Below are 13,973 nucleotides of genomic sequence, written 5' to 3'. Positions count from 1 at the left end.
TGGTGAAGGAGTCCAGAGACTCGTCAGCCACACACGGGCGCGGAGCGCCTCATCGGCAGGTGGTCGATGCCGGCTTCGAGGTAATTCTCGCCGGTTCTGCGAAAACCGTAACGGCCGTACCAGTTTTCGAGGTAGGCCTGGGCGGAGATCTCGACGGGGCCCGGGAACGCCTCGAACACGGCTTCGAGCAGCCGACCCGCGAGTCCGCGCCCACGGGCGTGGGCGGCGGTGGCGACGCGTCCGAGGTGCAGTGTCGGTTCGTCGGCCAGCACACGCAGTGTCGCGAGAACCTCGCCGTCCTCCTCCGCCCAGAACTGGGTGGTGGTCGGTTCGAGGTCGCGTCCGTCGAGTTCGGGTTCCGACACGATGCCCTGCTCGAAGACGAACACGTCGGTCCGCAGGACCATGATCCGGTAGAGCGTGGCCGGGTCGATCCTGTCGAGCGTCGCGTGGTGGAGAGTCGGCACGTCCTCACCTTAGACAGAAAGTCCGGTGCGCAATCCGCCGGAACCAGGGACGCGATCTGCGGGGCGGGTCCACACTGGAAAAGCAGCAGCTGAGGGCAACTCGAGCAACCGAATGAGGGTGGGCATGGCCGACGGCGAACCTCTGATACCGCCGAGTGCCGTCGACGTGGATTTCTCCGACGTCGCCTGGGGAGCGGACCGCACGATGTCCGACTTCGAGACCGGGATGTGGCGGATGGAGGAGGTGCAGCCGAAGCTGCGCTCACCGATCGTCGCGGTCGACGTGCTCGACAAACCGCCGGACTGGGACCGGCTGGTCCGCGCCCACGAGTGGGCGTCGCACATGGTGCCGCGTATCCGGATGCGGGTGGTGGAGCCGACACTGCGGCTGGGCAATCCGATGTGGTCGGTCGACCCCGAGTTCGACCTCGACTATCACTTGTCGCGGGTGCGACTGCCGGAGCCGGCGACGTTCGACCACGCTCTCCGGATGTGCAGGCACATGGCGACCGAGCCGTTCGACCGCGCCCGGCCGCCGTGGAGCGCGATGCTCATCGAGGGACTCGACGACGGCCGCGCCGTCTACGTGGTGAAGACGCACCACAGCATCACGGACGGGCTCGGCGGCATCCAGTTGATGACGCTGCTGCACAGCAGGCGCCCCGAACCGTCGCCGGACAAACCGGATCGGCCTGCGCCGTTGCCGGAGCAGATGTCGGGTGGCGGCGCCCTGTTCGAGCAGGCACTCGACAACGTGCGCAGCGCCCCCGGCCGTCTCGGCGGCCTGATCCGCGGAGCGGTGCGGACGGCGATGACCGTCGTCGGCGACCCGGTGGGCAGTGTCACGGAGGTCGCCGGTTACGCGAACTCGATCCGGAGGGTGGTGACCCCTCCCCCGACCACGGGTTCGGACCTGCTGCGCGACCGCGGACTCGGACGCTGGTTCGGAGTGCTCGAGGTGAGTGTCGACGAACTGCGTTCCGCCGCCCACGTCGCCGGCGGGTCGCTGAACGACGCGTACGTGGCGGCCCTGCTGGGTGGCTTTCGCCGCTACCACGAATCGTTCGGCCGCGACCTCGACACGATTCCGGTGGGCATGCCGGTGAGCATGCGTTCGGCAGCGGATCCGACGGGCGGCAACCGGTTCGCCGCGGCCCGATTCGCCGGACCGGTCGGTGAACGCGACCCGGTCGCGCGGGTAAAGAAGGTGCGCGCGATCATCCTGGGGCTGCGCCAGGAACCCGCACTCGGACTACTGGATTCGGCCGCCCCGCTCCTGGTCCGGCTTCCGACGGTCGTGCTGGCGAACTGGTATCTCTCGCAGTCGACGGGTCTCGATCTGCAGGCCAGCAACGTCGCCGGGGTCCCCGTGCCGGTGTACCTGGCGGGTGCCCGGATCGAGCGGATGTTCCCGTTCGGCCCGGCCCCCGGCTGTGCGGTCATGGCCACTCTCGTCTCCCACGTCGGCACGTGTTGCATCGGCGTCAATCTCGACACCGCCGCCGTCACCGAGCCGGCGCGGTTCATGCAGTGCCTGCAGGAGAGTCTCGACGAGATCGTCGAACTGGGCCGCGGGTGAAAGGAAAGGCTGGCGCGATGGACGAGCACACGACACGGCCACGGGTCTACCTCATCGAGACGATGAGCGACATGGAGGACGACGTTCTCCGCACGTGGCTGGAGCGGCAGGCGAACGATTCCGGTCAGCCGCCGCCGACGGTCCGCGTCACCGACCAGGCCCTCGCCGACCTCGTGCGCCGGAAGGATGATCCGCTGCTCACCCCGCTGCGGGTGGTCTGGCTGCCGAAGGAGACCCATCCGGACGGCGCGCGGCGATTCCGGGAGACGCTGTCGCTGCGCGATCCGCTGCACCCCGGTCAGAACATGCAGCGCCGGGTGATGCGCGACGACCCGGCTCGGTGCCAGGTCCTGGAAGGCGACCCGGCCCCGCTGAGCGACCTCGAACGCCGGCTCGCCGAGAACGGCGGCGGGTCGCTTCCGGATTTCATTCGCCGCCAGGCGGCGCTGACCCTCGAGCGGGCCGAGCGCACCCTGCTGGGCACGCAGTACAAGGTGTCAAAGTTCGTCGTCGACGAGATCACCGACGCCAGCCGGTACCACGACGGCACCCGGGAGCTGTCCGCGAAGTTGAACCTCCCCGTCGCCGAAGTGGATCGCCGGGCCCGTAGGGCACTGGACGAGATGGTCGCCGCGCAGAGCAGGCGGGCCATCGCGCTGTGGGACCAGTTGGGCCGCTACTTCTCCCGCGCGTACCGCCTCGACGTCGACACCACCCGGCTCGACGAGCTGCGGGAGCTGAACAAGGAACATTCCCTGGTGTTCCTGCCCAGCCACCGCTCGTACCTCGACCCGCTGGTGTTGCGGCCGGCGCTGCTCGCGAACGATCTTCCGCTCAACCACGTGATGGGCGGTCTGAACATCAACTTCTGGCCGATCGGACCGATCGGCAAGCGCAGCGGCACCGTGTTCATTCGCCGGAAGATCGAAGGCGACGAGATCTACAAGTGGACGCTCCGCGAGTACATGCGCTATCTGCTCACGAAACGGTTCAACCTCGAGTGGTACATCGAGGGCGGGCGCAGCCGCACCGGGAAGCTGCGGCCGCCGCGGTTCGGTCTGCTCAACTACCTCGCGAAAGCCTTCCGGGACAGCGGGATGTCCGACGTGTATCTCGTTCCGGTGTCGCTGACCTACGACCAGCTGTACGAGGTCGGGGCGATGGCGGCGGAGGCGCACGGCCAGGCGAAGAGCAAGGAGAGTCTGCGCTGGCTCTTCGGATACGTTCGGGCACAGGGTCAACGGCACGGTGTCGCGCACGTCAACGTCGGCAGGCCGATGTCGCTGGCGGACTACCTCGGCCAGGAGGACGACCTGCGGCTGGCAGTGCAGAAGACGGCGTTCGAGGTGTGCCACCGCATCAACGAGGTCACACCCGTCACGGCGTCCTCGCTCGTCATGCTCGCGTTCCTCGGCATCGAGGACCGGGCGCTGACCGTCGCCGAGGTCGGTGCCATCCTGGGACCACTCGTGGACTACATCACCGCACGCTCGTTGCCGACCGCGGGCGATGTGGACCTGACCCACCCCGAGGTGATCCGCAAGGCGGTGCGGACCCACCTCGATTCCGGGGTGCTGCGGAGTTTCGATCAGGGCAGCGAGCGGGTGTTCTACCTCGGCCGGGATCAGCATCTCGTGGCAGCGTTCTACCGCAACAACACGATTCACTTCCTGGTGATGCGGGCGATCGCGGAAATGGTGCTGCGAGCGGCCGTCGATCAGCAGTTCACCGATCCGCTGAACGACGGATGGGATGCGGCACTGCGCATCCGCGATCTGCTCAAGTTCGAGTTCTTCTTCAGCGAGAAGGACAGCTTCCGGAAGGAACTGCGGGCCGAACTGGATCTCATCGACCCGGCGTGGGAGTCGAATCTGGGTGACCCGCAGCACGCCGCGAACCTGTTGTCCGGGATGCGCATTCACCTGGCTCACCGGGTTCTGCAACCGTTCCTGGAGGCGTACGCCGTGGTCGCGGGCCAGCTGCTCCGGACTCCGGTGGACCGGAAGTTCGACGAGAAGGCCTTCATGACCTCGTGCCTCGCGCTCGCCGAGCAGCGGCGTCTCCGGCAGCAGATCGGGAGCAGCGAGTCGATTTCGGCCGAACTCTTCACGACCGCGCTGAAGCTGGCACGGAACCGGGGCCTGGTCGAACCGAACGCCGAGAACATGGCGGCCCGGCGCGTCGAATTCGAGGCCGAACTCCAGACCCTGATCGATCGGGTGCTGCGCATCCGTGCCATCGCGCACGAGAATCTCGACCAGATGGGTGGTAGGTGAGTAGATGAGCGATCTCCGCAGTCTCCACGACGACATCGCGGCCGCCGTTCCCGGACCGGGTACCCTCGCCGCGTTCGATCTGGACGGCACCTTGATCAGTGGGTACTCCGCGAGTGTCGTCTACCGGGACCGCCTGCGTCGCTTCGACATCAGCGTGGCAGAGCTTCTGCGCACCACGGGTGCGGCGGTGGAGACCCGGTTCCGGGGTGCCGACGTCAGCAATTTGATGCGCATCGGAGTGGAGAGCCTGGCCGGGCGCATGGAGGACGAGATGCAGGAGTGGGGGCAGCGGCTGTTCCGTCAGGAGATCGCGAGGATGATCTTCTCGGAGGTCCGCGGACTGCTCGCCGCGCACCGGCACGCCGGTCACCGGGTGGTGATGGCCACCTCCGCCACCCCCTATCAGGCACTGTCGGTGGCCGCGGATCTCGACATCGACGCCGAGGACGTGCTGTGCACCCGGCCCGCGGTGCTGGACGGGATGCTCACCGGCAAGCTCGAATCGCCGCCGCTGTGGGGCCCGGCCAAGGCCGAGGCACTGCGCGAATACGCCGAGAAGCACGGCGCGGTTCTGGGTGACAGCTTCGCGTACTCCAACGGCGCAGAAGATGTTCCGATGCTGAAGTCGGTGGGACATCCCGTAGCCCTGAACCCCGACCGCAAGCTTGCGGCGACCGCGCGGCAGAACGGGTGGCCGTCGGTGAATCTGCGACCTCCGGAGAGCGGCGCCGACCCGATGTCCATCGCCCGCACCACCACTGCGATCGGCGCCCTGATGGGGGCGGCCGCGTTCGGCGTCTCCGCCGGACTGCTCACCCAGAACCGGCAGACGGGCGCCAACCTGGTCGGCAGCTTCGGCCCGGATCTCGCGCTCGCGATCTGCGGGATCAACGTGCGCATCAAGGGCAAGGAGAACGCGTGGTCGGCCAGGCCCGCGGTCTTCATGTTCAATCACCAGAGTTCGCTCGACATGCTGGTGATCGGCAGCGTCATCCGTCGCGACGTCACCGGCGTCGCGAAGAAGGAGGCCGCGCGCGATCCCCGGTTCATTCCCGTGGGGGCGCTGCTCGACGTCGCGTACATCGACAGGGCGGACAGCACGAAGGCGAGGGCTGCCCTCCGCCCGGCCGTGGAGAAACTGCAGTCCGGCGTCTCCATCGCGATCGCCCCCGAGGGCACCCGATCGCCGACTCCGCGTCTCGGCAAGTTCAAGAAGGGCGGATTCCACCTGGCGATGCAGGCGGGAGTGCCGATCGTGCCGATCGTCATCCACAACGCGGGCGAACGGATGTGGCGGAACTCGCTCGTCGCGCACCCCGGCACCGTCGATGTCGACGTCCTCGCACCCGTGCCGACCGAGGGCTGGAACCTCGCGGATCTCGACCGGCACGTCGACGAAGTGCGCACCCTGTTCGAGGACTGCCTGCACGCCGGGCATCGCTGAAAGATCTCTTCGAACAACGTTCCCGAGGGATGTAGAGAACCTCGATCGGGGCCTACCGACGCTGGTGGCCCGGTTCAGCGCTCCCCACGGGGTGTCGCAACCCGAGTAGTCGACTACGCGCGACGGGTCGCCGGCCGTACGGGAGAGTCGGGGTGAACCGGTGATGCATCGAAGGGAGCAGGACGATGAGCGAGCGTGACGGCGTCACGCCTCCCGACCGAACGGATGTGCGGCGCCACGAGTTTCGGCTCAGCATGCTCGTGGCCTCGATGGCCGTCGTCGGCACCCTGATCGGCTCCGTGTGCGGAGGCGTGTTCACCTTGCTGAACACCTCGAATCAGGTGGAGGCGACGGTGAGCCAATCCTCGAACGAGTTCCTACGAACGCAGCGGCAGCAGATCTACTCGGAGCTCCTGACCGCGGCCAACGAGGTGCGTATCACGTCGGGTTCCGTCTCGGTGGCCTTCGACCATTTCGACGGAACCGATCTCATGACCATGATCGCCGAAGTCCTCCGTCCGCTACCGCAACAGAACATCGTCCTCGGCTCGAAATTCACGGCGGTGGAGCTCATCGGATCGGAACCGGTCGTGGAATCGGCACGGCGAATGGTGGTCGAATACCTCGCCGGATCCGAGACGGTCGGCTGGCTGAGCACCGACTTCGCGACGGATGACGCCGTGTCTGCGGACACCCTGTCCACCCGTCAACAGCAGTTCGCCGACCACTTCCAGGCCGGGATGAGCGCCCAGGACGATTTTCTCGCCGCGGTGCGCGACGAACTCGGCATCCCCGAGGAGGGGGACCTACCGTAACCACCGGACCGGAGCAGGACGACGGGGCCGCGTCGACTCGGCTCGCCAGGACCGCGGCGGATGGGCACGATGGGGAGATGCCCGCGACCGGTTCCTCATCGACACAGCAGGCCTCGGAGGCACCCGCCGAGTCTTCGCTGCTCCCCCGCATCTGGGCGCTCCTGCATCCCTACCGCGGGTGGCTGGTGCTCGTCGCGGCCGCCATCGTCGTGTCCTCACTGCTCGGCATCGTGAATCCCTTCCTCACGAAGGCGGTGTTCGACCGCGCACTGTTTCCCACCGACGGCAGCGGTGTCCATCTGACACTGCTGCTGTGGCTGGTCGTCGCCATGATCGCGGTGACGCTCACGGGTTCGCTGATCGGCGTCGGCCAGAGCTACCTCACCACCAAGGTCGGCAACCTGTCGATGGCGGATCTCCGGGAGCGTCTGTTCGCCCACCTCGAGAAGATGGAACTGGCGTTCTTCACGTCGACCAAGACCGGCTCGATCCAATCGCGTCTGGCCAACGACGTCGGCGGGGTGCGGTCCGTCCTCACGTCCACGGCGTCGAGCATCCTGTCGAACGTCGTCACCGTGACCGCGTCCCTCATCGCGATGCTGCTGCTGTCGTGGCAGCTGACGCTTCTCGCGGTCGCACTGCTCCCCGGCTTCGTCTACCTGCAGCGGCGGGTCGGCGCCCGGCGACGGGTTCTGGCGCGCAAAACGCAGGAGTCGTTGTCAGACATGACCGCAATCACCGAGGAAGCGCTGAGCGTCTCGGGTGTTCTGCTGACGAAGGTGTTCAACCAGGCCGACACCGAGCTCGACCGGTACCGGACCGAGAACGCGCGGCAGACCGAACTGCAGGTGCGGCAGGCCATGACGGGCCAGGGCTTCTTCGCCGTCGTCAGCTCGTTCATGGCGATCACTCCCGCACTCGTGTACCTGCTGGCGGGGTATCTCGTCAGCGGCGGTTCCGCGGCGCTCTCGGCGGGCACACTCGTCGCGTTCTCGACCCTGCAGGCCAGGTTGCTGCAACCGTTGGTCTCGCTGATGCGGGTGACCCTCGACGTCCAGACGTCGATGGCGTTGTTCCGCCGCATCTTCGAGTACCTCGATCTGCAACCCGCGATCGTGAACCACCCGGACGCCGTCGAGTTGCCCGCGGACTCCCCCGGGCGGGTGGAGTTGGACGACGTGTACTTCGCGTATCCCGCGCCCGTCCGGCTCGCCACCGCCGACCCCGACCCGGTGGCACTGCGCAGCCTGGGGCGCGGCGGTGGGGGCGGCGGCATGCGCGGCGTCGCGGCCGTCGCGCCTCGCTTCCCGGCGGCGGCGCCCGACACCGAACCGGCGGAACGTCGCAGCCGGCGCTGGGCGGTCGCGGGCACGTCCCTGGAGATCGAGCCGGGTCAGCTCGCCGCCTTCGTCGGACCGTCCGGCGCAGGCAAGACCACGCTCTGTTACCTCGTTCCGCGCCTGTACGAGGTGGACAGTGGCGCCGTCCTCGTCGACGGCTACGACGTGCGCGACCTGACCATGAGCTCGCTCGCCGAGGCGGTCGGAATGGTCACCCAGGACCCGTATCTGTTCCACGCCTCGATCGCCGACAACCTTCGATACGCCAAACCGGAGGCGACCGATGCCGAACTGCAGGCCGCGGCGGAGGCCGCCAACATTCACGACCGCATCCTGGGATTCGACGACGGATACGACACCCTGGTGGGCGAACGAGGATTCCGCCTGTCCGGTGGCGAGAAGCAGCGATTGGCCATCGCGCGAGTGCTGCTGAAGAACCCCCGCGTACTGATCCTCGACGAGGCGACGTCCGCACTCGACACGGTTTCCGAGCGACTCGTCCAGCGGGCACTCGGTGAGGTGATGTGCGGACGCACCACCCTCGCGATCGCCCACCGGCTGTCCACCATTCAGCACGCCGACGTGATCTTCGTGATCGACGAGGGAACGCTGATAGAACGCGGAACGCACACCGAACTCCTTGCACGACAAGGGTTGTACGCGCGGCTCCACGCCGAGCAGTTCGGTGGCGGGCAGGTCGAGTGCCGGTGCACCGACGGCGTCCGATTCACCGACGGGACGGTTCTGGCCCCGAGCGCCCCCGGTCGGGGCGGAGAGTTCTAGCTCCTACAGGAACTTGCTGAACTGGTCGTTGGCCCTCTGCATCACGAAGTCGTACGGCGGCGAGAATTTGCGGGCCCACCAGTAGCCGAACCGGATGTCCGGCGACGTGTACACCAGGTACCGGTCCTTCTTGATGCCGGCGATGATGCAGGACGCGACCTTCTCGGGCGTGACGGCCCGCTTCTCGAAGAGGTGGATGGCCTTCTGGATGCGCGGGTCGTCGCGATCGACCCCGGCGATCTCGACCGTGCCCACCAGCGGCGTCTTGACCGCGCCGGGAACCACGAGGCTCACGCCGATGCCGTGCCGTTTGAGATCGAATCGCAGAACCTCGGACACTCCGCGGAGCCCGAATTTGCTTGCGCTGTAAGCCGCATGCCACGGCAGTGCCAGCAGACCGGCGGCGGAGGAGACGTTGACCAGGTGACCGCCGCGTCCTGCCCGCACCATCGGGGGCAGGAAACTCTCGATGATGTGGATCGGGCCCATCAGATTGACGTCCACCATGGACTTCCAGTGGCGGTGTTCGAGATTCTCGACCGTCCCCCACGCGGAGATGCCGGCGACGTTCATCACGACGTCGAGGCTGCCGAACTGATCGTGCACGTCGGCGGCGAATGCGGCGACGGCGTCGTAGTCGGACACGTCGAGCGCGCGCGAGAAGCTGACGGTGCCCCCGCGGCTGCCGACCTGTTCGACCGTCTGAGCCAGGCCGACCTCGTTGATGTCGGTGAGGAACAGTTCGGCGCCCTCCGCCGCGGCCGCCAGGGCGGTCGCCTGCCCGATCCCGCTACCTGCACCCGTGATCAGGCAGTTCTTGCCGTCCAGCGTCTTGATCGCCATAGCCGTGCGCGCCCCCGTCGTCACCGATCCGTGTCGGCTGGAAGTCTACGCACGCAATCTGATTGCGCGCACGCAACTGCAGGGCGCCCTTCCCGAGAAGAAATGTGAACCGGCCCGCGCCGGGCCGGTTCGTGACGGTTCACAACCGCTGAGTCATTTCTTCCTGATAGGTACGAATCGTCCTCTCGATTCCGTTGGCGTCGTCGTCGTTTCCTCGGTGCCGGGCGTCGTCGGCGCGCTCGCGCAGAACTCGAATCGCCTTCCGAAGCTCGGCGTCACTCATTCTGTGTTCCATATCACAATCATCCCCGACGGCTTCAGATTTGGCCAGACTCGGGGGCGTGCCGGAGCGGCGGAACCCCGCCTGAGCTGGACATATGTCCAACCAGACGGAGCGGAGCCGCACGGATCACGCGGCGACCGAGAGTCGGATCGGCGGCGCGCGGCCCGGCGCCCGTGCGAATGCCCCTACTTCACAGTAGTGTTCACCAGGCCCCGCGGGCCCGCGAGCGACCTCGCTACGTTGCGATGCGCAACGCAACACAATGGCGCTGAACTGGGGCTATGGGCACCACAGCCTCACAGCACACACCCCTGCGACATTGCCAGCTAACTTCCAGTGATTGAAACGGCAACCACGCACGCGTGCCGGCGACCGCAACCGGCGAGGCAGCCTTCGCGCGCCACACACCGACGCCTCTCTTGAACTTTCAACGGTAGAACGCGCGTGACGAGCGCAGAGGACGCCCGAAATGTCGGCGATCCGCGAGCGCACAGCAGGCAGTCGTTGAAACATATATGAGATAAGCGCGGCATCGGCGGACGACGTTTTGCCTCTATGTCCGTGAGTTATCAATCGGTTATCATCGTGGTACGGTGTCGTTCACACGACTGACGCGCGCACGAGAGAGGACCCGGCGGCTCACAATGGCAGATTTTGCTGCGCGGTTGAACAAGCTTTTCGACACGGTCCACCCTCCGGGACGTAAACCGCATACCAACGCTGAGGTCGCGGCGGCACTCATCGCAGACGGACATCAGATCTCGAAGCCCTACATCTCCCAACTCCGGTCGGGACAACGCACCAACCCCTCCGACGAGACGGTCGCGGCCTTCGCTCGCTTCTTCAAGGTGAAGCCCGACTACTTCTTCAACGACATCTACGCCGCGAAGATCGATCACGATCTCGAGCTTCTCTCGCAACTCCAGGGATACGGACTACGCAAGCTCTCCAGCCGCGCGTTCGACCTCTCCGAAGAGTCGCAGAACCTGCTCACCACGATGGCCGAGAAACTTCGTGCCAGCGAGGGGTTGCCGGAGGTCCCGCCGGACGCGTCCCGCTGATCACCGGAGCCGTTGGGCGGCAACGGGTTCGCCGCAGGTTGCACCCGACGTCCGGCTGAAACGCACCGGACGACACCGGACGACACCGCCGGAATGCCCTGCCCTGTGTGCCCGCGTGGCGCATGATGGAGCAATGGTTGACAGACCGCAGCTCGGTCCCACGATCTTCGTCCTCTTCGGTGCCACCGGGGACCTGTCCAAACGCATGGTCCTCCCCGCGTTCTTCCAACTCGCCCAGTCGGGGCTCCTGAACTCCGAGTGGATGCTGATCGGCACAGGCCGGGGCAACGTCTCCGACGACCAGTTCCGCGACCACGTGCGCGACGTCCTGAACCAGTTCGCCGTGCCGCACGACGACACCGACTGGGAGGCGTTCGCCCGGCGGCTGAGATTCGCCGGCGGCGGTTTCACCCCGGACAACCCGGGAACACTTCCCGCGACCGTTCGGCAGGCGCGGGAAGACCTCGACGCGTCAGACGCGCAGTTGGTGCACTACCTGGCCCTGCCACCCAGCACGTTCGCCGAGACCACCCGCGCGCTCGGCACGCACGACCTGGCCCGTGGCGCACGCGTCGTGTACGAGAAGCCGTTCGGGACGTCTCGAGAGGCGTTCGCCGAACTCGACGAAGCCGTGCACCACGTCCTCGACGAGAAGCAGATCTACCGAATCGATCATTTCCTCGGCAAGGAGAGCACCCAGAATCTGCACATCCTGCGCTTCGCCAACGGGCTGATCGAGGGCGTCTGGAACCGGGAACACGTCGAGCAGGTGCAGATCGACGTGCCCGAGACACTCGACATCGACGACCGCGCCCGGTTCTACGACGCCACCGGCGCCGTCCTGGACATGCTGGTGACACACCTGTTCCAGGTCGCCGCCGAGATCGCGATGGAACCGCCGGAGACGTTGGACGCCGACGATCTCCAATCCGCCCGCGAATCCGTGATCGGGGCGTTCCGCCCCCTCGACACGGCCGACGTGGTGCTCGGCCAGTACGAGGGGTACCGCGACGTCGACGGTGTCGCGGACGATTCGACGACGGAGACGTTCGTCGCCGCACGGCTGTGGGTCGACACGGACCGCTGGCGTGGGGTGCCGTTCCTCCTCCGGACCGGAAAGATGCTGGGTGTCAGCCGGCAACGGGTCAGCCTCGTCTTCCGAAGTCCCCGTGGCCCGCTCACGGACATTCCGCCGGACGGCGCCGTCCTGACGTTCGATCTGTCCGGGGACGGCGAGATCGACATCTCCATGGTGGTCAAGGAACCCGGACCCGATGACAGCCTGACGGTGGGCCACCTGGGACTGCCCCTCGACACGGTGCCGCTCGCCCACGCCCTCGCACCGTATTCGCGGCTCATCCTCGACGTCCTGCACGGCGACCGGTCGCTGTTCACGCGCCCCGACGGCTTGGCGCACGTCTGGGCCGTCGCCGACGCACTGCTGCGTGACCCTCCCCCGGCCAAGCCGTACCCCGCGGGATCCATGGGACCGCCGGAGGCCGAAGACCTCGCCTCGCCCTGCGGGTGGCTCGTCACCGGTTCGCCGGACTGATCGGCGGCTGAAGGCTATTCCGCGACCGATTCGACGGTGTCCGCCTTCGCAGGAACGGGGGCCGACTTCCGGACGTCGGCGTACGCGTCCGCCAGATCGAGCACCCATCGGCGCGGCGACATGCCCTGAGGCGGCGCGATCCACTCGGTGTCGAGGACGTCCGAGGCGACCGGGTCGTCGATCCAGCGGGCGAGAATCCGGGCGCGTTCGGCGGCCGATTCCGGAAGATCCTGTTCGTCCGTCTCGAGCATGCCCGCGCCCGCCTGCAGGTACAGCGCATCCATGACGTGTGCGACGGCGTCGGAGGCGCGGAGGACGGTCGTGCTCCCCTTGCCGTCGCCCTCGACCACTTCGGGGAACCGTGAAACGAGCACCGAATGCAGTGTGTTCATGCGGCGCAGGTCCTGCCGTGCGCGCAGCCACGTTTCGACGAGCACCCAGACGGTGCCGACGGAGACGATCACGGCCGCGATGGTGTACGCCGGCGAGGAGCCGACGGCCCACGTCTCGCCCGACACCCCACGCACCAGTCCGACGACCGCCGCAGCCAGGACGATCGCCGATCCGACCACGATCAGTGAGATTCCGCGGCCGAGTGGTGTCCACGCGACGTGCCGGACTCCGGTCACGACCACCGCGGTCAGCGCGATCACGATGAACACCAGCGCGGGAACGGGATATCCACCGGCAAGCCCGATTCCGAGCACGACGGCCACGGTGTAGACGACCACGGCGACGGCACGCAGCGCAGGACGCGGGAGTACCGGCCACACGGAGATCGCGCCGACCGCGCTCGCGGCGGCGAACAGCGTCCACGCCAGTTCGAGGACGATCTCCGACAGCCCGACCCCCGGGGCCACGGTGTCGAGGCGCCCGGCGACGTCCGGAACGGCCAACGTGGACGCGAGGGCCGCGCTGGACACGGCCACCACCATCGCCACGCGCAGCGGCGTCGGCTGACGCGCGGCGACCCGGCCGATCCGGGCACCCGCGGCAGTCCAGACGACGAGCGCAACCAGCCAGCCCATCAGCCGATCGCCTCGTCGTAGCGGAGCACGGACACGGGAGTTCCGCGCCCCTGCATCGTGTTCAACCGGATGAGCAGCATCGACGCGAACGTCTCGGCCTCCCACTCGGCCACCTCGTCGGACGGCTGCTCGTCTCCCCGCCGTCGCGACCGCTGGCTGAGCATGTAGGCGATCAGATCGTCACCGGCTTCGAGCGTCGCGGCGACGATCTCGGCTCCTTCGTGCCGAAACACGATGTGACCCAGCTCGTGCGCAAGCGTGCGGTCGAGGTCGGGCAGGCCCGGCGCCAGCACGATCACGTCCCGGTCCGGGTACGCGCGCCTCTGGCCGCACACACCGGGTGCCAGCGGCTTCGTGAAGTCGAGTTCGATGGGACGCTGCCGTTCGCGGGCCACCGCGTCCACCACGTGCCGGAGTGACACGGCTTCGGCCCGGGCCGCCGCGTCACACACCGCATCCACTGCCGCCGCTACCCGACGATGAGATCTGTTCGCCCCCACGA

12 protein-coding genes are annotated in these 13,973 nt (G+C 67.4%); 7 read left to right on the top strand and 5 right to left on the bottom strand.

The window, feature by feature from the left end; genetic code table 11:
- Nucleotides 1-23: 23 nt before the first annotated feature.
- Nucleotides 24-467 (bottom strand): GNAT family N-acetyltransferase, encoded by a 444-nt coding sequence (locus PSR88_RS28720; RefSeq protein ID WP_016883482.1) that lies wholly within the window; start codon nucleotides 465-467, stop codon nucleotides 24-26.
- A gap of 124 nt (nucleotides 468-591) precedes the next feature.
- Between PSR88_RS28720 and PSR88_RS28715 the strand changes: the two genes are divergently transcribed.
- The 5 genes from PSR88_RS28715 (at nucleotide 592) to PSR88_RS28695 (ending at nucleotide 8,704) form a co-directional block, all read left to right on the top strand.
- Nucleotides 592-2,046 carry a wax ester/triacylglycerol synthase domain-containing protein gene (locus tag PSR88_RS28715; RefSeq protein ID WP_016883483.1) on the top strand — a complete coding sequence of 485 codons (1,455 nt, stop codon included), beginning with the start codon at nucleotides 592-594 and terminating at the stop codon, nucleotides 2,044-2,046.
- A gap of 17 nt (nucleotides 2,047-2,063) precedes the next feature.
- Nucleotides 2,064-4,322, top strand: coding sequence for a glycerol-3-phosphate 1-O-acyltransferase (locus PSR88_RS28710; protein WP_016883484.1), 2,259 nt, complete (start codon nucleotides 2,064-2,066; stop codon nucleotides 4,320-4,322).
- A gap of 4 nt (nucleotides 4,323-4,326) precedes the next feature.
- A complete protein-coding gene (locus PSR88_RS28705; protein ID WP_009478903.1) occupies nucleotides 4,327-5,766 on the top strand; it encodes an HAD-IB family hydrolase in 1,440 nt (479 codons plus the stop codon).
- A gap of 185 nt (nucleotides 5,767-5,951) precedes the next feature.
- Nucleotides 5,952-6,581 carry a hypothetical protein gene (locus PSR88_RS28700; RefSeq protein ID WP_016883485.1) on the top strand — a complete coding sequence of 210 codons (630 nt, stop codon included), beginning with the start codon at nucleotides 5,952-5,954 and terminating at the stop codon, nucleotides 6,579-6,581.
- 77 nt (nucleotides 6,582-6,658) lie between these two features.
- A complete protein-coding gene (locus tag PSR88_RS28695; protein ID WP_342338583.1) occupies nucleotides 6,659-8,704 on the top strand; it encodes an ABC transporter ATP-binding protein in 2,046 nt (681 codons plus the stop codon).
- Nucleotides 8,705-8,707: 3 nt separating this feature from the next.
- Here PSR88_RS28695 and PSR88_RS28690 read toward each other — a convergent pair whose 3' ends face one another.
- The gene (locus PSR88_RS28690; RefSeq protein ID WP_016883488.1) at nucleotides 8,708-9,547 is read right to left on the bottom strand and encodes an SDR family oxidoreductase; all 840 of its coding nucleotides are present in this window, start codon (nucleotides 9,545-9,547) and stop codon (nucleotides 8,708-8,710) included.
- Between the two features lie 139 nt (nucleotides 9,548-9,686).
- Complete coding sequence (locus PSR88_RS28685; protein ID WP_005561362.1) at nucleotides 9,687-9,830, bottom strand: hypothetical protein; 144 nt, start codon at nucleotides 9,828-9,830, stop codon at nucleotides 9,687-9,689.
- 644 nt (nucleotides 9,831-10,474) lie between these two features.
- Here PSR88_RS28685 and PSR88_RS28680 point away from each other — a divergent pair.
- Both PSR88_RS28680 and PSR88_RS28675 read left to right on the top strand, forming a co-directional pair.
- Nucleotides 10,475-10,891, top strand: a complete 417-nt coding sequence (locus tag PSR88_RS28680) for a helix-turn-helix domain-containing protein (RefSeq protein ID WP_005238699.1) — start codon at nucleotides 10,475-10,477, stop codon at nucleotides 10,889-10,891.
- A gap of 133 nt (nucleotides 10,892-11,024) precedes the next feature.
- Nucleotides 11,025-12,443, top strand: coding sequence for a glucose-6-phosphate dehydrogenase (locus PSR88_RS28675; protein ID WP_016883490.1), 1,419 nt, complete (start codon nucleotides 11,025-11,027; stop codon nucleotides 12,441-12,443).
- A 14-nt stretch (nucleotides 12,444-12,457) separates the two neighbouring features.
- Here PSR88_RS28675 and PSR88_RS28670 read toward each other — a convergent pair whose 3' ends face one another.
- A complete protein-coding gene (locus tag PSR88_RS28670; RefSeq protein WP_016883491.1) occupies nucleotides 12,458-13,471 on the bottom strand; it encodes a hypothetical protein in 1,014 nt (337 codons plus the stop codon).
- Nucleotides 13,471-13,971 (bottom strand): ImmA/IrrE family metallo-endopeptidase, encoded by a 501-nt coding sequence (locus PSR88_RS28665; RefSeq protein ID WP_016883492.1) that lies wholly within the window; start codon nucleotides 13,969-13,971, stop codon nucleotides 13,471-13,473. Before PSR88_RS28665 ends, PSR88_RS28670 begins: the two co-directional genes overlap by 1 nt.
- Nucleotides 13,972-13,973 lie beyond the last annotated feature (2 nt).

Source organism: Rhodococcus sp. DK176, assembly GCF_038447315.2.
GTDB lineage: Bacteria > Actinomycetota > Actinomycetes > Mycobacteriales > Mycobacteriaceae > Rhodococcus_F > Rhodococcus_F jostii_A.
Note: the sequence above shows the minus strand (reverse complement) of the source record. Positions and strands in the feature narration are given on the sequence as shown.

Excerpts from the sequence above, each read along its gene's own strand:
- PSR88_RS28705 (WP_009478903.1), top strand. The coding sequence starts at position 4,327 with ATGAGCGATCTCCGCAGTCTCCACGACGACATCGCGGCCGCCGTTCCC.
- PSR88_RS28700 (WP_016883485.1), top strand. The coding sequence starts at position 5,952 with ATGAGCGAGCGTGACGGCGTCACGCCTCCCGACCGAACGGATGTGCGG.
- PSR88_RS28675 (WP_016883490.1), top strand. The coding sequence starts at position 11,025 with ATGGTTGACAGACCGCAGCTCGGTCCCACGATCTTCGTCCTCTTCGGT.
- PSR88_RS28680 (WP_005238699.1), top strand. The coding sequence starts at position 10,475 with ATGGCAGATTTTGCTGCGCGGTTGAACAAGCTTTTCGACACGGTCCAC.
- PSR88_RS28695 (WP_342338583.1), top strand. The coding sequence starts at position 6,659 with ATGCCCGCGACCGGTTCCTCATCGACACAGCAGGCCTCGGAGGCACCC.
- PSR88_RS28685 (WP_005561362.1), bottom strand. The coding sequence starts at position 9,830 with ATGAGTGACGCCGAGCTTCGGAAGGCGATTCGAGTTCTGCGCGAGCGC.
- PSR88_RS28670 (WP_016883491.1), bottom strand. The coding sequence starts at position 13,471 with ATGGGCTGGCTGGTTGCGCTCGTCGTCTGGACTGCCGCGGGTGCCCGG.
- PSR88_RS28710 (WP_016883484.1), top strand. The coding sequence starts at position 2,064 with ATGGACGAGCACACGACACGGCCACGGGTCTACCTCATCGAGACGATG.
- PSR88_RS28715 (WP_016883483.1), top strand. The coding sequence starts at position 592 with ATGGCCGACGGCGAACCTCTGATACCGCCGAGTGCCGTCGACGTGGAT.
- PSR88_RS28690 (WP_016883488.1), bottom strand. The coding sequence starts at position 9,547 with ATGGCGATCAAGACGCTGGACGGCAAGAACTGCCTGATCACGGGTGCA.